This is a genomic window from Winogradskyella thalassocola (assembly GCF_900099995.1).
Taxonomy (GTDB): Bacteria; Bacteroidota; Bacteroidia; order Flavobacteriales; family Flavobacteriaceae; genus Winogradskyella; species Winogradskyella thalassocola.
The window spans coordinates 1,294,963-1,316,555 of sequence record NZ_FNCZ01000001.1; the positions used below are offsets into that span (position 1 = coordinate 1,294,963).

Sequence of the window (21,593 nt, forward strand, 5' to 3'; positions counted from 1 at the left end):
GAGTGTTCTATAAGTTAATCTAAATTCAATAGTATTAACCTTGACTTAAAAATCTGTAAATCAATATTTTAAACCTAAATAATTATGATGTTCAAGTGTGTGAATTTTTTGTATAAAAAATGGCTTGAGTCTTTTAATATGAGCTTAAATAAGGAGTCTATTTTTTGTTAAAATTGTACTAAACCCGATGTTGGTAAAATCCAAAGGCGTGTATTACCGTATATATAGTATAACCAATAAATAAAATTTAATTATGAAATTAAAAAAGAATAGAATATTAGGAACAGTAACGCTAATGTTATTTGTAGTGTTAACTGCGTGTAATGATGGAAAAAAAGAAGCAGAGGAGATGAAGTTGGAAGCTGAAAAAACTGAAATGGAGGCTAACCAACAACGTGAGATGGAAATGAAAAAGATGGAAGAAGAGGAAAAGAAGGCAATGGCCATGGAAACTAGTATTGCTGGTAAAGCAATGTCTAATGGTGATTTATCTACTTTAGTAGCTGCATTGAAGGCTGCAGATTTAGCGACAATGTTGTCAGAACCTGGAAACTATACTGTTTTCGCGCCATCTAATCAGGCATTTTCTAAGCTACCAGAAGGTACAATAGATAATTTGATGAAACCTGAGAATAAAGTAGGTCTTCAAAATGTTTTAAAATACCATGTAGTATCTGGAAAAATAACTTCGGATAAACTGATGGAAGCTATTAAAGGTGGGAAAGGTAAATATACCTTTAAAACCGTAGGCGGTGAGGAATTAACAGCTATGATGGATGGTGATCAATATGTAATACAAGACTCTAGAGGTAAAAAATCTCAAGTTGTACAAGGAAATGTTGATGCATCAAACGGAATAGTATATATTATTAATGATGTATTGATGGCTAAGAAATAATAACATCTAAATACTAATTGATTAAAGACTCAACTTCGGTTGGGTCTTTTTTATATCACGAATTGTTTCTCTAAGTGCAGTCACGTTGAATGAAATTCTTATTTTTAAAGCGTTTTCATAAAATTTGTATATTGTTGCTACATGAAAAAAATATTATTTTTTTTACTTTTCTTAATTGTTTTTTCTTCAGACTGTTATAGTCAATTCTCTCCAAACATCCATAATTTTACTTTGGCCGAGTATAAAGCAGGTAATCAAAATTGGGACATTTCTAGAGCTGATAATGGTAAAGTCTATGTTGCTAATAATAGTGGATTATTAGAATATGACGGTTTAGTTTGGAAATTCCATCAATTACCTAATAAGACTATAGTAAGATCTGTATTGGCTGTTGATGAAATCGTTTATACTGGGTCTTATGAGGAGTTCGGGTATTGGAAGAAAGATGAATTTGGGTATCTTAAGTATTATTCCTTAAGCGATACTGTTCTTGATTTAATTTCTCCAAATGAAGAAATTTGGGAAATAGTAAGTTTTAATGGTAAAATGATTTTTAGGTCATTTTCAAATATTTATGTCTATGATTTTGAGAATGTCGTGCGGTTAAGATCGAGCTCTGTTATTATTTCTTGTAGTGTAGTTGAAGATAATTTATATATAAGTACTTTAAATCAAGGTGTATTTTTATTAAAAGATAACACTTTAGAGCCTTATTATTTTGATGAAAAATTATTAGATACTAAAATTGTTTCTATTAATCAGTATAAGGGTAAGCTTATGCTAATGACCTCTTTAAGAGGTAGTTTCTTCCTAGATAATGGTCGGTTAATTCCAACTGATTTTGAAATTAATGAGCAAATTCGACTACATCAATTGAATGCATTTTCTATTTTAGGTAATGGAGATATGGTTTTTGGAACCATAAAGGATGGTGTGTTTTTAACGGATAATAATGGGAGGTCTAAGTTTCATATTAGTAAAGAAAACGGGTTATTCAATAATACTGTTTTAGGCCAGTCGATAGATAAAACAGATAACCTTTGGTTGGGCCTAGATAATGGGATAGCTAATATTGAACTCAATAGTAGTAATTACTTTTATAATGATGTCTCAGGTAAGTTGGGTGCTGTTTATGATATTGTAAGATATAAGGAGGTTATTTATATCGGAACCAATACAGGATTATTTTATTTAGATGAAAAGGAGAAGCTACAATTTATTGAAGGATCACAAGGTCAGGTTTGGGATTTAGAAATTATTGAAGACGAGCTTTTTTGTGGTCATAATGAAGGTACGTTTATAGTTGATAAGGATAAATGGACTAATATTTCTACATATACTGGGGGGTGGACTATTAAAAAAGTGCCAGAACGAGAACATACTTATATTCAGGGGACATATTCTGGTTTAGTAAAATTTGAAAAAATTTCAGGAAAATGGCATGTAAAACATCTTGGCAAGACCACAGTTCCTTCACGTTTTTTAGTGTTTGAAAATCCATATACGGCATGGGTTGCTCATGCAACTAAGGGTGTTTATAAGGTTAATTTTGATGAAAACTATAATACAATAACTAGAGTAGAAGACTATCATGATAAAGGCATAAGCTCTAATTATAACATTCGTGTTTATAATATTAAGAATAATATTAGTTTTAAATCTAATGAAGGCTGGCAAAAATATGAGCCTATTTTGGATTCTATAGTCCCGTATGAGTTGCTCAATGAGTTGTTAGGAAAGAATAGTTATATTATTTCTGAAGACGATACAGCTATGTTCGCTCTAAAAAATAAAGGAGGGTTCATAGAATTTAAGTCATTTGATACTAGGCTCGAGGATTTTTATTTGAACGACATTTTTTTAAAAAATAGGTATATAGTTGGTTACGAAAACGTTTCTAAGATTAAAGATTCTATTTATGCTTTAAATCTCGATAATGGATTTATGATGATAAATAATACGTCTATCGCAAGTGTTAATTTATATATGCCAAACATTGAGACTATTTCCATAAGTGGTGTTCCACTTAGTGTTTCTGCTATTGACGATGAAGCGGTAGATTTTAAATTTAAAGAAAGTATTACGGTAGAGTTATCGTCTTCAGAGTCGTTAAATCATTTTTTTGAATATCGTATTTCAGAAGCGGAGGTGGATGAAGCAAATGATATGTGGTTTGCCATTGATGGTAATAAAGTAGAATTTTCAAACCTTATAGATGGTGATTATACGATTTCTTTTAGAACTAGTGATAATGCAGGAAATGTATCTCCAATTCAATCTTTAGGGGTAGATGTATATCCGCCATGGTACAGAGATACCTTAGGATATTTGTTGTATTTGCTTTTAGCGGGGATAATCATATTTATATTTTATACACTTCACAATAAAAAAATAGCAAAAGAACAGCGCATTATTAAAATTAAATATCAAAAAGAGCAGCAAAAGCTATTGCGAGAAAAAACCTTAGAAAATGAAAAGCGCATCGTTCAGTTAAAGAATGAATCCTTACAGAATGAAATCAAACTCAAGAGTAAGCAATTAGCGAATAATGCGATGGCATTAGTTAAGAAAAATGAAACACTTCAAGATATAAAAAAGGATTTAACAATAAATAAAGATGGTTTTAGTAATTACTACTCGTATAAAAAGCTCGTAAAGAAATTAGATAATTCTATTGTTTTAAAAGACGAATGGGAAGTGTTTGAGAATAATTTTAGTCAGGTCCACGATGAGTTTTTTGAAGCATTAAAGCTTAAGCATTCTAAGCTTACACCTAAAGATTTAAAGATTTGTGCTTACATCAAAATGAATTTATCTTCAAAAGAAATTGCACCACTTATGAATATCTCAGTAAGAGGTGTTGAAACTCACCGATATCGATTAAAAAAGAAATTAAATTTAGAAAATGACATTTCTTTAGTTGATTATTTGTTAAATATTAAAAATTAGAGGTATTTTCCTACTTTATTAGAAATACTCGCTACGTCATTAATACGTCACTTTGTTAATTATGTTTCTACTACAACGATTTTTTTGTAGCTTTATAGTACGTCATAACGTGTTTTATTAACACTTTTTAACTTTCCGAGTTATGTATGACGTATTTAAAATGTAAATAGATTTTAATAGGATTTAACATTAGATTATAACTTGGTCACTCAAATAAACTAACAGTCTAATTTAAATAGTAATCAATTTTATGAAAACAAAAATCAGTCTATTGTTGATGCTCTTTGTTTCAATTTGTGCTATGGCACAGCAAATTGAGATTAATGGAGTTGTAACAACTAAAAGCGATGGAATGCCTTTGCCAGGAGTAAGTATTGTAATTAAGGGTACGAGTACAGGTACGACTTCGGATTTTGAAGGTAATTACTCCTTATTAGTAAATAAAGGAGACCAAATAGAATATAGTTATATTGGTTTTGAGACAATGATCATTACAGTTAAAGATGAATCAAAAATTGATATTTCACTATTTGATGACATAGAAAGTCTTAGTGAAGTAGTTGTTATTGGTTATGGAACTCAGAAGCGTAAAGAAGTAACTGGTGCAATTGCCAGTGTTTCGGGTGCTGAAATTACTAAGCAGCCTGCTGTAAATGCACTTCAGTCCATTCAGGGGAAAATGACAGGTGTAAATATTGTTAACACCAACGCTCCTGGTAGCGAGCCTAATATTATCATTAGAGGTATTGGTACAGCGTCCGCAGGTAGTAACATACTATATATTGTAGATGGTGTTCAAGTGAACAGTATTACTAATATTAACCCAGAAGATATTGAAACCTTTGATGTTCTTAAAGATGCTGCATCTGCAAGTATTTATGGTATGAATGCTGCAAATGGTGTTGTTATTGTAACGACAAAAAGTGGTAAAAAAGGAAAAATGAAAGTTGAATTATCTTCATACTACGGAGCTAAATCAATGCTAAATCCTGTTGAGATGGCTAACTCAAGTCAATATGTAAGGTATTTTAACGAAAACCAATTTATGAATGGGGAAACAACTTTTTTATCTCAAGATCAACCTTATGACACGGATTGGTATAAAGAGTTAACAGATATTGGATTTAGTAATTCTAATAACGTAGCTATTTCTGGTGCGAGCGATGATATAAAATACTTTTTTAGTTTTAATAATTATAGTGAAGATGGTGTTTTAGATGATCATGATTATAACAGAAATACAATTAGAGCTAACAATAGTGTCGATTTATTTGAAGATCGTTTAACACTAAGTACTAATTTAAGTGCGTCTTTTATAAAATCTCTACCTAAGCCATTTAATGCTTTTAACTCAGCTTATAGACAAGCACCAGTTATTCCTGTGTATTATGAAAGTGGTCAATACGGTCAGTCATATTGGAACCAAACCACTGGTATTGCAACGTATTTAGGGGCAAATACAGATGTTATTGGGTCTTTAAACTCAGTGGGTAACCCAATCGCTGCAGTGGAGTATACAAACCAAGTAAATAACACTACAGATTTACAAGGTAGTTTTCAAGCAGATTTTAATATCACAGATTATTTAAAAGCTTCTGGTAGATATACAGGAACAAAATCGTATTCTAAAAGTAGAAGCTTTAATGATACAAGAGCTTTGTGGTTAATTAGCGACCCTACTAGAACGGATGAAGAATTTCAAATCAATCAAGATAATAATCCTGAGGTAACAACTTATGCCAACAATAGTTTGTCTTATACAAGTTCAGAAAGTTATAGATACAATTTAGAAGGGTTTTTAACCTTTGACAAAACGTTTAATTCTGTGCATAATGTTAATGCTGTTGCAGGATTTTCTAGAGGACAGAGAAATGATGTTTTTACAATGTATGCTTTAGGGTACGGAGTGCCTTCTCAAGAAAATTATTGGAGTATTAACTTTGCTGATGATGGTTATGAAAAAGTGGTGTCGCAATTTTATTCTACGCCAACAAGAGAACAATCTTATTTTGGTAGAGTAATGTATAATTATGACGGTAAGTATTTCTTACAAGCAAATATCAGAAGAGACGGTACAAGTAATTTTAAAAATGATAGTAACGAAGATTATTTTGACAACTTTCCAGCATTGAGTGCAGGTTGGACAATCTCTAATGAAGACTTTTTTAATGTTTCATTTATTAACTTTCTTAAGTTAAAAGCAGGATGGGGACAAGTAGGTAATTCAAGAGTACCATTTAATCAAACGACAATAACAACTGGTACGGGCAGTAGTAGTGTAAACTATGTGTTTGGAGCAAATCAAGATTTAGTTTTTGGTGCAGCATATGGAGCAGGAATACTTCCTATATCTTGGGAAATTACTGAAGAACTAAATGCTGGTTTTAATTTAACTGCGTTTGATAATAAGCTTAGTGCCGAGTTTAATTACTACGATAGAAATACTAAGAATGCTATTTTATTAGTAACACCAGTTTATACAACAGAAGGATCTGGTAGTTTTTATGATCATGGTGCTGAAGTAACTAATAAGGGTATTGAAATTGATTTAAAATGGAGAGATTATATCACCGATGATTTATCGTATAACGTAGGTGCTATATTTTCTACTAATAAGAATAACGTTGAAAACGTAAAGTCTGCTTATGATGGTCAAGTGGGCGGAAGTTTAAGTAATGGACAAATTACAAAACGTTTAGAAGAAGGGCAGCCACTTTACTCTTGGTGGATGTATGATGTTGAAGGAGTTTGGCAAACTCAAGAAGAGATAGACAATGGTGCAAGTATTTCAGGTGCATTACCTGGGCATTTAAAATATTCGGATTTAAATGACGATGGTGTTATTGATGATAAGGATAAAAAATTCTTCGGTTCTTATTTACCAACATACTCATATGGACTTACTTTAGGTTTAAATTATAAAAATTTAGATTTAATCATTGAAGGCTATGGTGCTGGCGGTAATAAAATATACAATGGATTAAAAGGAACACGTATTAATGGTGGTGAAAATATAGCAGAAGATGTATTTAACTACAGATGGACAGGAGAAGGGTCTACAAATACTAATCCAGGAGCCAATAGAGATTCTTATGCTTCTAGCTATTACTTAGAGGATGGTGATTATTTTAGAATCAACAACATAACGTTAGGATATACATTGAAAAATGTTTTGCAAGGTGTAAGTTCTATTCGACTTTATGCTACAGCTCAAAATCCATTTATGTTTACTAAATATTCAGGATTTACTCCAGAAATTATTGGTTCTTCAGCTGGTACAGGTGGTATAGAGCTATCTGCTTATCCTACTCTTAAAACATTTTTATTCGGTGTTAATATTGAACTATAAAAAAAAATTAAAAATGAAACTAAAAACAATAAAATTCGGAACGTTGCTTTTCACTTTGCTTTTAGTAGCAAATTGTAGCGATGATTATTTAGACGTAGATAGTAGAGCAGAAATAGATGCCGCTGATAGTGGTGATGTTGTAGTGCCAGAACAAATGGTCAATGGGATCTATGGTATGCTAACAGATTGGGACTATTCGTTCTCTTATTTAGGAGTTACAGAAATTATATCTGATAATGCAGATAAAGGAAGTTCAGCATCAGATACAGGTGCAGATAAACACTTATTAGATGCTTTAGAGCATACTACTACAGGGCCTTCAATTTTAGCGATGTGGGAACATTGGTATAAAAGTATTGGAAGAGCGAGTATTGCTATAACTTACACATCAGATTACGGTTTAACAGATCAAGCTTATAAAGATAGACTTATTGGTGAAGCTAAGTTCTTAAGAGCTCTAAACTATTTTTGGTTAGTGCGTTCTTTTGGCGATGTGCCTCTACAACATGTAGATTATGTTGTGCGTCAACCTAAAGCTGATGTTTATGAATTTATTGAGCAAGACTTATTGGATGCCATTGACTTGTTACCTAAAAAGAGTGAATATGCTAGTGCTGATTTAGGAAGAGCAACCCAAGGTGCGGCTCAGGCATTATTGGCTAAAGTTTACTTATATGACGAAAAATGGCAAGATTCTTATAATATGGCTACTGCTGTAGTTACAGGTGGAAATTATGATTTGCACCCTAATTATGAGGAGTTATGGAGAGCATCTCAAGAGAATGGTATAGAATCTCTTTTTGAAGTGCAAGGAAGAGGTGAGTCTATAGCACATGGTGTACAGCAATATTCGCAAGTTCAAGGTGCCAGAGGTACTAGCGGATGGGGTTGGGGATTCAATATTCCTTCACAGAACCTATTAAATGCTTTTAATGCAGAAGGAGATGCTATCAGAAGAGATGCCACTATTATTTTTGCGGGTGAAACATTATGGGATGGAAGAGAAGTAAGTGCTTCTACAGAAAACCCAATGTATAATGAGAAAGCATACTCAAGCGCTAATGCTGGTGCTAGTGATGGGGATAAAAATGTTAGAATACTTCGTTTTGCTGAAGTATTATTAATTCAGGCAGAAGCAGCTCTTCATGTTGGTGCTGACGCGGCTACTCCATTAAATAGAGTTAGAAGTAGAGTTAATCTTACTCCTATTGCATCTCCAACTTATGAAAATATCTGGAATGAAAGACGATTAGAATTGGCTTTTGAACATGACAGATGGTTTGATATTGTTAGAACCGGTGAAGCTCAAAGTGCAATGGCGGCTGATGGGAAAACATTTGAAGTAGGTAAGCACGAATTGTTTCCTATTCCATCACTTCAGATCAACCAAACTCCAGAAATGACTCAAAACCCTAATTGGTAATTTTTGGAAAAGGAGACAAATAATTAAAACCCTTTATATTTGAATTAGTCTTTAAATTAACTGCATCTAGAACGTATTAGATGCAGTTAAATTTATAAAAATCACACATGAAATTTTCGGCATTTAATATTACCATTTTAATCATGGCCTTGGCGATTTTTGCCTGTAAACAAGGTGAAGAGCAACCGTCAAAGGTGGTGGTGCAGCCTCAGGTAGAGCTTACGGAGAATAGTCTTTTAGAGACTATTCAGTACCAAACCATCAACTACTTTTGGGAAGGTGCAGAACCTAATTCGGGTTTGGCTAGAGAGCGTTTGCATTTAGATGATGATTACTCCTTATCACCAAAACAAACTGTTACAATTGGTGGCAGTGGATTTGGTGTAATGGCGATTTTAGTGGGTATAGAAAGAGGATTTATTAATAAGGAAGAAGCTTTAGATAGATTTCTTAAAAATGTTGATTTTCTAGAAAAAGCAGATCGCTTTCATGGAGCTTGGCCACACTGGTTAGATGGTGAAACAGGTAAAGCACTTGCTTTTAGTAAAAAAGACGATGGTGGAGATTTAGTAGAAACGGCATTCCTAATACAAGGCTTATTAACAGTTGCTGAGTATTATAATGGAGACACAGAAAAAGAGAAACAATTAGTGGCTAAGATCGATGCACTTTGGAAAAGTGTAGAATGGGATTGGTACACCAAAGGCGGTGAAGATGTTTTGTATTGGCATTGGTCACCAAAGTATGGTTGGGATATGAATTTCCCAGTTGGTGGATATAACGAGTGTTTAATTATGTATGTTCTTGCGGCAGCCTCACCAACACACTCAATTAGCAAATCAGTTTACGAAAAAGGTTGGGCTAGAAATGGTAAAATCGTATCTGATAAAAAATATTATGGAGAAGATCTTGTGCTTAATTATTACGAGCATGATAATCATTCCGTTGGACCTTTATTCTGGGCCCATTATTCGTATTTAGGATTAAATCCTAATGGGTTGTCCGATCAGTATGCGGATTATTGGAAATTAACTCAGAATCAGGCCAAAATACATTACAAATATGCTGTAGATAATCCAAAACATTACAAAGGATATGGAGATAGTCTTTGGGGATTAACTTCTAGCTATTCCATAAAAGGTTATCACGGACATAGACCAGAAAGTGATGTTGGTGTAATATCACCAACGGCTGCATTATCTTCATTTCCATACACTCCAAAAGAGAGTATGAATGTTTTAGAGAATATTTATAAAAACCATGATAGCTTAGTTGGTAAATACGGCCCATATGATGCTTTTAGTTTTGAACATAACTGGTCTACACCGCGTTATTTAGCTATAGATCAGGGTCCAATACCTGTGATGATTGAAAATTACAGAACAGGTCTATTATGGAATTTATTCATGAAAAATAAAGATGTACAATCGGGCTTAGATAAGTTAGATTTTAAATATAATAAGAATTAAAATATGAGATTTTTTAGCCTATTCATAGTTGCATTAATCTGTTTTAGTTGTGGTACGGACGATAGCGGTTCAAATTATCAAGAACCTAATGAGCCTGACCCAACGGATGATGATCCAATTGTAATAATAGATACATTAACGGACGAAGAATTATTAGATTTAACGCAACAAAAAACCTTCAAGTATTTTTGGGATTTTGCGGAGTTTAATTCAGGAGGAGCTAGAGAACGTTACCATCCTAGTGATCCTTCAAATAGCCAAAATGTCGTAACCACCGGTGGAAGCGGATTTGGGTTAATGGCAATTTTGGTAGGTATAGAGCGCGGTTATGTTTCAAAAACTGTAGCTATTAGTAGACTAAGTAAAATTTTAGACTTTTTTGAAAGCGCAGATCGTTTTCATGGCGCATGGCCACATTGGATTGATGGAACAAACGGAAGTATTATTCCTTTCAGTGCTCAAGATAACGGGGGTGATTTGGTTGAAACCGCTCTCTTTGCGCAAGGCTTAATATGTATTAAAGAATATTTTAAAAATGGCACGCAAGAAGAGATAGCCTTAGCAACTCAAGCAGACGAATTGTGGAAAGGTGTGGAATGGAATTGGTACACACAAAATCAGAATGCCTTGTATTGGCATTGGAGTCCTGATAATGGTTTTTCAATGAATTTAGAACTCAAAGGATATAATGAAACGCTAATAGCGTTTATCTTAGGTGCAGCTTCGCCGGACTTCCCTATTCCGGCAGAAGTGTACCATCAAGGTTGGGCTAGCAATGGAAATATTGTAACTTCTGAAAGCCAATATGGTATTCCACTTATATTGGACCATGCAGGTTCTGGAACTGGACCGTTATTCTGGGCACACTATTCGTTCTTGGGCCTAAATCCAACAAACCTTTCAGACCAATATGCTAACTATTGGGATTTAAATGTCAACCATACCAATATCAATTATCAACACTGTGTTAGCAATCCAAATAATTATGCAGATTATGGTGAGAATTGTTGGGGCTTAACAGCCAGTTATAGCCGAAATTCAGATGGCTCTGTAGGTTATTCGGCACATAGTCCTGAAAATGATTTGGGTGTTATTTCTCCAACAGCAGCCATTAGTTCTATTCCATATACGCCAGAGAAATCATTAGCAGCAATGCATTATTTCTATAGTAAAAAAGATATTTTATTCGGAACAGCAGGTTTTTATGATGCCTTTAGTCCACAGTATAATGACTGGGTAACCGACCGTTACTTAGCCATTGATCAAGGACCAGAAATTATTATGATCGAAAATTATAGAACTGGTTTGTTTTGGGATCTATTTATGCAGAATGAAGATGTTCAAAATGGCTTAGATGCTTTAGACTTTAACTATTAAACAATAAAATAACTGAATATGAAACATCAATTGTTAACCTTAATCTTTAGTGTTGTAATCTTTAGTTCATGCGCTGTAAAAGCGCAGCAAGCTGAATCTTCAAAAGAATTATTTTCATACGAAAATCATATTGTGAATGGAGACACGCTTAATTACAGAATGCTTTTACCTAAGGATTTTGATGAATCTAAAACGTATCCACTAGTATTATTTCTTCATGGTGCTGGTGAACGTGGAAATGATAATAAAAGACAACTCGCTCATGGTAGTAAGTTATTTTTAAATGAAACAATAAGGGATTCGTTACCTGCGATTGTTATTTTTCCTCAATCTCCTAGAAATGATTATTGGTCTAAGTTAGAGGCAGATCGCTCAACAAAACCCATCACCTTTAAGTATAAATATAATGAGGCACCAACTACTGCAATGGCATTAGTAATGGATTTAATGGACGAGATGGTTGCTAAGCCTTACGTAAAAACAGATCAGGTCTACTCTATGGGATTATCGATGGGAGGCATGGGAACTTTTGAAATTATTTATCGAAAATCTGAAATGTTTGCTGCGGCTATTCCAATCTGTGGAGGTGGTGATCCAGCTTCAGTAACAGCATATGCAAAAACTGTCCCTTTATGGATATTACACGGGGCAAAAGATGATGTGGTCGATCCAAAATTATCTTTAAATATGGCTTCTGCCATAATAAGTGCAGGTGGGTTTCCTAAATTGACTTTATATGATTTTGCAAACCATAATAGCTGGGATCCGGCTTTTGCAGAACCAGAACTTTTAAATTGGCTTTTTTCAAATACTAAATTAAAATAATGAAGAGATTAATTAACGTTCAAACAATCACAATTGCTTTTTTAGCAATATTACTTTCAAGTTGTAATTCGGGCACTAATACAGTGGATGAATCTAGAATGACGACAGAGAATCCTTTTGCTTCAAAAGTAGACTCTATTTTAGAATTAATGACCATTGATGAAAAAATTGGGCAGCTTAATTTACCAACTTCAGGAGATATAACAACAGGTTCAGCAAAAGGATCTGATGTAGGAAAACGAATTGAAGAAGGGAAAGTCGGAGGCTTGTTTAATATCAAAACGGTAGAAAAGATTTATGAAGTTCAGAAAATAGCTGTTGAAAAAAGCAGACTAGGAATTCCTTTAATTTTTGGAATGGATGTTATTCATGGTTACGAAACCACATTTCCAATTCCATTAGGCTTGTCTAGTTCTTGGGATATAGAAATGATTGAAAAAACAGCACGTGTAGCAGCAACAGAAGCAAGTGCAGCAGGTATTAATTGGACGTTTTCTCCTATGGTAGATGTTTCTCGCGATCCACGTTGGGGACGCGTTTCTGAAGGAAATGGTGAAGATCCATATTTAGGAAGCCGTATTGCTGAAGCTATGGTGAGAGGGTATCAACAAGATGATTTAAGTCAGAATAATACGTTGATGGCCTGTGTAAAACATTTTGCGCTTTATGGTGCTTCCGAGGCTGGTCGTGATTATAACACTGTTGATATGAGTAAGATTAGAATGTATAATGAATATTTAGAGCCTTACAAAGCTGCTGTTGATGCAGGTGTGGGTTCTGTAATGGCTTCATTTAATGAAATTGATGGTATTCCAGCAACAGGAAACAAGTGGTTGCTTACTGATTTGTTAAGAGATGATTGGGGTTTTAATGGTTTCGTGGTAACTGATTATACCGGAATTTACGAAATGACGGAACATGGAGTTGGAGATAAATATCAAGTTTCTGAGCAAGCTTTAAAAGCAGGTGTGGATATGGATATGGCAGGTGATTCACCTTCAATACCTGTAGCTTTTGTAAAAACGCTGAAAGAATCTTATGAAAACGGTAAGGTTTCAATGGATGATATTGATACGGCAGTAAGACGAATGTTATCGGCTAAGTTTCAATTGGGATTATTTGATGATCCTTACAAATACTGTGATGTCAATAGATCTGAAACTGAAATTTTTACACCAGAAAACAAAGCATTTGCACGTACAGTGGCAGCCGAGTCTATGGTATTACTTAAGAATGAAGCGCAATTATTACCTATAAAAAAAGCTGGCACTATTGGTTTAATTGGTCCTTTAGCTAAAGCTGGAAATAACATGGCAGGAACTTGGAGTGTAGCCACAAAACAAGAAAAATCGAACTCTGTTTTCGATGGTTTAACGGAAGTTATAGGTGATAAAGCCACCTTGCTATATGCTAAAGGAAGCAATATTGATTACAATTTAGAATTAGAACAACGTGCAACAATGTTCGGTAAAGATATTCCACGGGATGGCCGCACAGATAAGCAGTTGTTAGATGAAGCGCTTCAAATTGCGGCAAAGTCTGATGTTATTGTAGCAACAATTGGAGAGTCTGCAGAGTTCAGTGGTGAAAGTAGTAGTAGGACTGATTTAGGTATTCCTCAGGTACAGAAAGATTTATTAAATGCCTTATTGAAAACGGGAAAACCTGTGGTTTTAGTTCTGTTTACAGGTCGTCCGCTTGTTTTAGTTGAAGAGAATGAAAACGTACCAGCTATACTTAATGTTTGGTTTCCGGGTAGTGAAGCTGGTTTAGCAATTTCAGATGTTTTATTTGGAGATGTTAATCCATCAGGTAAGTTAACGGCAACTTTTCCAAGAAATGTTGGTCAAGTACCAATTTTTTACAACCATAAAAATACAGGTCGTCCTTTAGGAAATGAAGAGGGTAAATTCGAAAAATTTAAAAGTAACTATATCGATGTACGTAACGAGCCATTATATCCATTTGGCTATGGGTTGAGCTACACGACGTTTAAGTATTCTAACTTTAATATCAGTGCATCTGCAATTGGTATGGATGGTGTTTTAGAGGTTTCTGTAGATGTTACTAATTCTGGAGATTACGATGGTAAAGAAGTGGTGCAATTATACCTTAGAGATGTGGTTGGGTCGGTAACAAGACCTGTTAAAGAATTAAAAGGGTTCCAAAAAATTGAAATTAAAAAAGGAGACACAAAAACTGTTACCTTCAAGTTAACAGTTGAAGATTTAAAATTCTATAATTCAGATTTAGATTTTGTTGCGGAACCTGGACAGTTTCAAGTGTTTGTAGGTACGGATTCAGATACTAAAATGATGAAAGAGTTTGAGTTAACGAAGTAAAACGATTCTGAGATTGCGATTTTTATACATTATACCCTTTTGTATTGTAAATCAGGTTTTTATTAAAATGATAAGACTAAAGTGAATATATAAATAGCTTATACAATGAAAATTTTTATGAACTAATACTTAAACATTATGAAAAAAATTACATTTATTTTAGTATTAATCAGCTATGTGTCTTTTGCACAAGATTACACATATATTGATTTTGGAATCAACACCCAAGAAACCGTTGGCAATTGGAATAATATCTCCATATTGAATGCCGCTGATGCAGTAGGTTTAACAACAAATTTAATAGATTCTAATGGAGCGAGTACTGGCGTTAGTTTAACCATTGATGATGCTTTTGATACAGTTAATACTGCTGGAAATACGTCTCCAGATCCTTCCTTGCCTTTTCCTGATACAGCAGCTAGAGATAGCTTTTTTGGGGAGACTAGTACTTTTAGTGGGTCTTTAGAACCAACAGGAGGATTTATTTTAACAGGTTTAGATCCTTCAAAATATTATGCTTTCTCAATTTTTGCATCTAGAAATGGCGTAAGTGATAATAGAGAAGCGCAATATACAGTTGTAGGTTCAACGACTGAAATTGTGACTTTAAATTCTTCAAACAACACTACAGAAACAGCAGACGTTCTTAATATTCAATCTAATTCAAGTGGCGAAATTACTTTAACAGCTGAGCCAGGACCAAATAATACTAATGGATCGGGATTTTACTACTTAGGTGCTATTGAAATGATAACATCAGATACTTCACTTTCTACTAGTGATTTTAAATTAGAACAGATGTTGAGTGTTTATCCAAATCCAGTTGCTGATATCCTTGAATTAAATATAAATCTTGAGGAAAAATCTAAGCTTAATATAGAGATTTTTGATATCAATGGAAAATCGGTCGCAGCCCTATTTAATGGAGAGCAAGACGCTGGGAATTTTCAATTTAATTGGGAGAGATCTTTAAGTAAATCTCAAATAAGTACAGGTATGTATTTCTTGAAAATTAACGTTAATAACCGTGAACAAACAAAGAAAATATTTTTTAAATAATTAATACACATCTTAAAAATTCAGGTTTTTAAGGTTTTATTTAAGGATGCAAAGTCCTTAATTTAACTTAATAGATTAATAGTCAAATTATGCCATACAGAACAACATATAAAGTTTTATTCTTTAATATAATGTTAGGTGTGGCTTTTTTATGCAATAGTGATGTTCGTATAAAATCTATTAATTCTGATTGGGGCTCTGCAGAAGATGAAACTATAATAAGTGGAATTTTAATTTATAAAATAAACTAAATGAAAACTATACTAATCACACTTGTAACGCTTATCACCTTTAGTCTATCTGCTCAAAAAAAAGAGACTTTAATCTATTCTATTAAAGGAAATGATACCTTAAGAATGGATGTGTTCACACCGAAAACTATTAAAAAAACAGATTCACTTCCAGTACTACTTTGGATGCATGGAGGAGGCTTTTCTGGTAGTCATCGGGCCTTTCCAGATGATGCGAATCTGGTTAAATATGCAGCTGAAAAACAAAATTATATAGGTGTTTCTATCGATTACCGTTTACTTAGAAAAAATACAGCAACTGGCTTTGGGTGCGATTGCACTAAAGACGAGAAAATGGAAACCTTTAAACAAGCTACAATCGATTATTTAGATGCTGCAAAATTCTTAGTTGAACATGCCCAATCGTTACAAATCGATCCTACTAAAATTATAGCAGGAGGCAGTAGTGCAGGAGCAGAGGGCATACTAAATGCTGTGTATATGAAGGATTATTTTGTAACGGAAAAAGACGCTTATAATAACGTCTCATTTGCAGGAGTGTTTTCTTGTGCAGGTGCTGTAGTTGATGCGCGATATATTACTGAAGAAAATGCAGTTCCAGCAGTATTATATCATGGAACAGACGATCGATTAGTGCCATATAGTAAAGCTTCACATCATTATTGTGACCCAAAGAAAGACGGTTATATTATGTTAGATGGTTCTGACGTTATAGCAAATCAGTTGGAAGAATTTGATACCGCGTATTCCTTCAATATCGTCAAAGGTGGTGGTCATGAGATTGCCCGAATTCCTTTTGAAGATTTAGAAAAGGTATTCCGCTTTTTTGAACAGACGATGCTTAATAAAGAGGTTATTCAAACTAAAATTATAAGAACTAAATAACCATGAAAAACATACTTTTTCTATTCACTATAGCATTTCTTTTTTCGTGTAATAATGATAAGAGTCAGCGTTCAGAAGAACTTTCTAATACCAAGGGGAAATCAGAATTAATAAAAGATCTTGACACCTATATCAATCCATTAGATATAGATTATACCTATATGGTTTATAATTCTAGTCAAAATAAATCGTACCGTTCAGGAGCCGATCCTGCTGTTATAGAATTCAAAGGGGAGTATTACATGTTTGTCACACGTTCTTTTGGCTATTGGCATTCTACCGATTTGGTTAATTGGACTTTTATTAAGCCGCAGCAATGGTTTTTTGAAGGTAGTAATGCACCAACAGCTTTTAATTACAAAGATTCGTTAGTGTATTTTGCTGGTAACCCTGCTGGTTACGGAAGTATTCTTTATACCGATGACCCTAAAAGTGGTAAATGGGAACCAACTGCGTCTATATCGACTAATATTCAAGATTCGGAATTGTTCATTGATGATGATGGAGAGACCTATTTATATTGGGGCTCTTCTAATGTGAATCCACTTCGTGTAAAGATGTTAAATAAAGATGATCGTTTTTTAGAAACAGGAGTTCAGAAAGAATTATTCAATCTTGTTGAAGAAGAGCATGGCTGGGAACGTTTTGGGGAAAATAACTTTCACCCGACTTTAAAAGAAGGCTATATGGAAGGAGCTTCCATGACCAAACATAACGGAAAATATTATTTACAATATGCAGCACCTGGCACACAATTTAATGTGTATGCAGATGGAGTTTATATTGGCGATACGCCGCTTGGACCGTTTACATATATGAAAAATAATCCGATGAGTTTTAAGCCTGGTGGGTTTACCAATGGTGCAGGTCATGGCATAACAGTTAAACAAACTAATGGGCAATATTGGCATTTTGGAACAATGGCATTGGCGTCTAATGCGCAATGGGAACGTCGTTTGTGTATGTTTCCTACTTATTTTGATGAAGATGGTTTAATGTATACCAATACAGCCTATGGAGATTATCCGCGTTTTGGTTCTAGTCATCCTACAAAAGCAGGACAACACAATGGTTGGATGTTGTTGTCTTATAAAGGAGATGTTACGGTATCATCGTCGTTAATGCAGATTATGAAATTTACGTCGAATGATGATGAAGTAAAAGTTACCGAATTACCACTCGAGAAAAATACGGACGGTGAAATAATGTCTAAAATATTAACGGATGAAAACCCTAAAACATTTTGGGTCGCAGACGCTAATGACGATAAACAATGGATAACCATTGAAATGAAGAAGCCCGGTAACATTAATGCTTTTCAGTTGAATTTTCATGATCATGATTCTGTGATTTACACACGTGTAGAAGGATTAAAGCACCAATTTACTATCGAGGTTTCAGAAGATGGAGCAAATTGGCAAACTGTTGTTGACCGAAGCAATAGTGAAAAGGATACACCAAATGCTTACATCGTATTGGATGAGGCTGTAAAGGCAAAGTATGTACGTTATAATAATATAAAAGTACCTGGCGCAAATTTTGCAATGTCAGAATTTAGAGTATTTGGATTGGGACTAGGTGAAAAGCCAGCTAATGTTTCCGGACTCGAGGTGAAAAGAGAAGAAGATCGTAGAGATGTATCCTTGTCTTGGAATCCTATAGAAGGAGCTCAAGGCTATAATATTCGTTGGGGAATTGCAGAAGATAAACTCTATCAGTCTTGGCAAGTTTATGATGCTAACGAACATTTTATGCGTTCTTTAGATCGTGATACACCATATTATTTCACTATTGAAGCGTATAATGAGAACGGAATTTCTGAACGAAGTGAAGTGATTTTTGTGGAATAATAGTGTCGCATATTTTAACCATATCATGAACACTAATTTTAATTTAAAACTAAATATTAACTAAATAAATATAATTATGAAAAATCGAACAACCAGCAAGTTAATGAAGTTGGCGCAATTTTGTTTTTGCGTGCTCTTTTTAATCAATTTTAATTCCTGTACTAAAGAAGACGATATTACTCCTTTAGGAAGTGAAGAAACATTAAATGTAGAAACTGAAGCAATATTGCCAGACGGTGTAACGTTGATGTCTGGATGTGAATATACGATTACTCCAGAATTTAATAGCGTTATTTTTGCTGCAAGGAGCTATACGTGGTCGGCAGAACCTGCTAATTTAGTTGATTTTACAGTAAACCCTTTAACTTACGCGATATCTATTCAAACAATTTCCGAAGGAACTGTAACCTTAAGTTTAAATTCAGATGATGGTGAAGTTTCATCTTCTGTTGATATCCTTATTGATGATGAAAGTGATGGTATTATAAAAATCTTAGCTATTGGTAATAGTTTTTCAGAAGATGCTTTAGAAGCTTATTTTTGGGGCTTAGCTAATGCAGAAGGTAAGCAAGTTGTAGTTGGGAATATGTATATCGGTTCTGCAAATTTAGATACGCATGCTTCAAATGCAACAAGCAACTCAAACAGTTATAGTTATAGAAAAATTGCTTTAGATGGAACTCGTACTGTTACTTCAGGTGTTTCAATTTCTGAGGCTGTAGCTGACGAAAATTGGGACTATATCAGTTTTCAGCAAGCTAGTTATGATTCTGGACTTTTTGATACATTTATAAATCCGCTTCCAACTTTATATAATACTATAAAGAATCAAAATCCTAATCCATGTACAAAGTATATTTTACATAAAACTTGGGCCTATGCTCAAAATTCAACCCATTCTGGTTTTGCAAATTATAATAATGATCAAACGACTATGTATAATGGGATTATAGAAGCTTACAGTCAAGCAGAAAATTTAATGCCTACAGATATGGTGATTCCTGCAGCAACGGCGATTCAAAATGGAAGAACTAGTTTTTTAGGTGATGGTTTTACTCGTGATGGATATCACTTAAACGATTTAGGTCAATATACAGCATCATGTACTTGGTACGAAATGTTGTTTGGAGAGTCAGTGATTGGGAATACTTATGAGCCTGAAGGGATATTACCTTATTATAGAGAATTGGCGCAACATGCAGCACACGAAGCAGTATTAAGTCCAAATGAAATTACGGTTTTAACCGATTATGAAACAGCAGGAGGTAATGGTATTATTACGCAACCTGTATTTATTAATTTTTCTAGCTCAGACAATCCTGATGGATGGAACGCCTATTCAAGCTTTTTAGAAGGAGCAGGAATCGCAAACATTTTATATCCTAGTGGTGGATTTACTGGTGTGGCAGCAACAACAACGGCCCGTTTTAGAGGAATAAATAATACGTCTGGTGCAGGTTCTACAACAACAGATTTAAATATGGATGATACAGTATCACGTTCTAATTTTTATTCTCATGCATTAGCTTGGGGCTCAAATCCGGGACTAGAAGAAAGTGTGATAGAATTTACTGGTTTCGAATCTAATGATACCTATGAATTTTGCTTCTTTGGGTCAAGAAATAGTGTGAGCGATAATAGAGATACTAAGTATACTGTTATTGGTGCTACTGAACAATCGGCTAATTTAGATGCTGCGAATAATGCAACAAATACAATCTGTATTTCTAATGTACAGCCTGATGCTGATGGTAAAATCATCTTAAAAGTGTCAGCTGGGGATTCTAATAACAACGGCAATAAATTTTATTATTTAAATGCAATGAGAATAACTCCAGAATAGACATTAATTATAACATAGGTCTCTTTATTTGTTAGTTTTTGTGATGCAGCCAAAAGAATGCTTTCGCGATAAACGTCATTTAAAGAGACTTATATTTTTTACAAAAGCGTTAACATGTTTGCATTTCTAATGTATTCATCAAGATATTGATTGTGCTTTTCCGTTATTTTACGATAGAAGCATATAATGAAAACGGAATTTCTGAAAACAGCAAAGTTATATTTGTAGAATAATTTTTTAATATGAAGTATTTATTAGTCATCTGTTTTGCTTTTTCTAGCATTTGTTTTGCTCAAGATTTTTCTATTATGAGCTATAACATTAAGTTAGACTATCCGAAAGAAGGAGAAAATAGCTGGACAAATAGAAAGCCGTTTTTTATCAATCAGCTTAAGTTTTACGAACCCGATGTTTTAGGTGTTCAAGAAGCAATGCCTAATCAAATGGAGGATATAGATAGTCTTTTGGTAGATTATAGTTATGTTGGAGTTGGAAGAGATGATGGAAAAGATTCAGGGGAATATTCAGCACTATTTTACAAAACTGATAAATTCAATATTATAGAATCCGGAACCTTTTGGTTATCTGAAACACCAGATAAAGTGTCAATGGGTTGGGATGCGATTTGTAATAGAGTTTGTACCTATGCTTTATTTGAAGATAAAGTTTCGGGACAACTATTTTGGACATTTAACACGCACTTTGATCATGTTGGTAAAGAAGCTAGAAAAAACAGTGCCATCATTATTATGGAAAAAATAAAGGAACTCAATACAGCGAATGATCCCGTTGTTTTAACAGGTGATTTTAATATGGAGCCCAATCACGACAGTATAAAATATATAAAAGAGAAGTTAAAAGATTCAAAAGATATAACACATGTTGTTTTTGGTCCCGAAGGAACTTTTAATGGCTTTCAATTTGATAAACCCGTTACTAGACGCATCGACTTTGCTTTTGTGAGTGAAGATGTTGAAGTGAATAAATATGCCGTATTAAGTGATAATTGGAATTTGCACTATCCTTCTGACCATTTACCAATTTTAATTACATTGCGCTTATAAAAGGTAAAA

14 protein-coding genes are annotated in these 21,593 nt (G+C 33.9%); all 14 read left to right on the plus strand.

Going from position 1 to position 21,593, the window contains the following annotated elements:
• Nucleotides 1-253 precede the first annotated feature (253 nt).
• The 14 genes from BLT80_RS05340 (at nt 254) to BLT80_RS05400 (ending at nt 21,584) form a co-directional block, all read left to right on the plus strand.
• The gene (locus tag BLT80_RS05340; protein WP_092466527.1) at nt 254-898 is read left to right on the plus strand and encodes a fasciclin domain-containing protein; all 645 of its coding nucleotides are present in this window, start codon (nt 254-256) and stop codon (nt 896-898) included.
• A gap of 141 nt (nt 899-1,039) precedes the next feature.
• Nucleotides 1,040-3,847, plus strand: a complete 2,808-nt coding sequence (locus BLT80_RS05345; RefSeq protein ID WP_092466528.1) for a helix-turn-helix and ligand-binding sensor domain-containing protein — start codon at nt 1,040-1,042, stop codon at nt 3,845-3,847.
• A 250-nt stretch (nt 3,848-4,097) separates the two neighbouring features.
• On the plus strand, nt 4,098-7,196 hold the full coding sequence (locus BLT80_RS05350; protein ID WP_092466529.1) for a SusC/RagA family TonB-linked outer membrane protein: 3,099 nt from the start codon (nt 4,098-4,100) through the stop codon (nt 7,194-7,196).
• A 13-nt stretch (nt 7,197-7,209) separates the two neighbouring features.
• Nucleotides 7,210-8,619, plus strand: a complete 1,410-nt coding sequence (locus BLT80_RS05355) for a RagB/SusD family nutrient uptake outer membrane protein (RefSeq protein ID WP_092466893.1) — start codon at nt 7,210-7,212, stop codon at nt 8,617-8,619.
• 107 nt (nt 8,620-8,726) lie between these two features.
• Complete coding sequence (locus tag BLT80_RS05360; protein WP_092466530.1) at nt 8,727-10,088, plus strand: glucoamylase family protein; 1,362 nt, start codon at nt 8,727-8,729, stop codon at nt 10,086-10,088.
• Nucleotides 10,089-10,091: 3 nt separating this feature from the next.
• A complete protein-coding gene (locus BLT80_RS05365) occupies nt 10,092-11,465 on the plus strand; it encodes a glucoamylase family protein (protein WP_092466531.1) in 1,374 nt (457 codons plus the stop codon).
• Nucleotides 11,466-11,483: 18 nt separating this feature from the next.
• The gene (locus tag BLT80_RS05370; protein ID WP_092466532.1) at nt 11,484-12,290 is read left to right on the plus strand and encodes a carboxylesterase family protein; all 807 of its coding nucleotides are present in this window, start codon (nt 11,484-11,486) and stop codon (nt 12,288-12,290) included.
• The gene (bglX, locus tag BLT80_RS05375) at nt 12,290-14,632 is read left to right on the plus strand and encodes a beta-glucosidase BglX (RefSeq protein WP_092466533.1); all 2,343 of its coding nucleotides are present in this window, start codon (nt 12,290-12,292) and stop codon (nt 14,630-14,632) included. The genes BLT80_RS05370 and bglX overlap by 1 nt, the downstream gene beginning before the upstream one ends.
• A gap of 138 nt (nt 14,633-14,770) precedes the next feature.
• Nucleotides 14,771-15,691: a T9SS type A sorting domain-containing protein gene (locus BLT80_RS05380; RefSeq protein WP_092466534.1), complete on the plus strand. Its 921-nt coding sequence runs from the start codon at nt 14,771-14,773 to the stop codon at nt 15,689-15,691.
• A gap of 89 nt (nt 15,692-15,780) precedes the next feature.
• Nucleotides 15,781-15,942 carry a hypothetical protein gene (locus tag BLT80_RS20005; RefSeq protein ID WP_175455546.1) on the plus strand — a complete coding sequence of 54 codons (162 nt, stop codon included), beginning with the start codon at nt 15,781-15,783 and terminating at the stop codon, nt 15,940-15,942.
• Nucleotides 15,943-16,827 (plus strand): alpha/beta hydrolase, encoded by an 885-nt coding sequence (locus BLT80_RS05385; protein WP_092466535.1) that lies wholly within the window; start codon nt 15,943-15,945, stop codon nt 16,825-16,827. It begins immediately after the preceding gene.
• A 2-nt stretch (nt 16,828-16,829) separates the two neighbouring features.
• The gene (locus BLT80_RS05390) at nt 16,830-18,677 is read left to right on the plus strand and encodes a family 43 glycosylhydrolase (RefSeq protein WP_092466536.1); all 1,848 of its coding nucleotides are present in this window, start codon (nt 16,830-16,832) and stop codon (nt 18,675-18,677) included.
• 76 nt (nt 18,678-18,753) lie between these two features.
• Complete coding sequence (locus BLT80_RS05395) at nt 18,754-20,520, plus strand: DUF4886 domain-containing protein (protein WP_092466537.1); 1,767 nt, start codon at nt 18,754-18,756, stop codon at nt 20,518-20,520.
• Nucleotides 20,521-20,762: 242 nt separating this feature from the next.
• Nucleotides 20,763-21,584 carry an endonuclease/exonuclease/phosphatase family protein gene (locus BLT80_RS05400; protein ID WP_092466538.1) on the plus strand — a complete coding sequence of 274 codons (822 nt, stop codon included), beginning with the start codon at nt 20,763-20,765 and terminating at the stop codon, nt 21,582-21,584.
• Nucleotides 21,585-21,593: the final 9 nt, after the last annotated feature.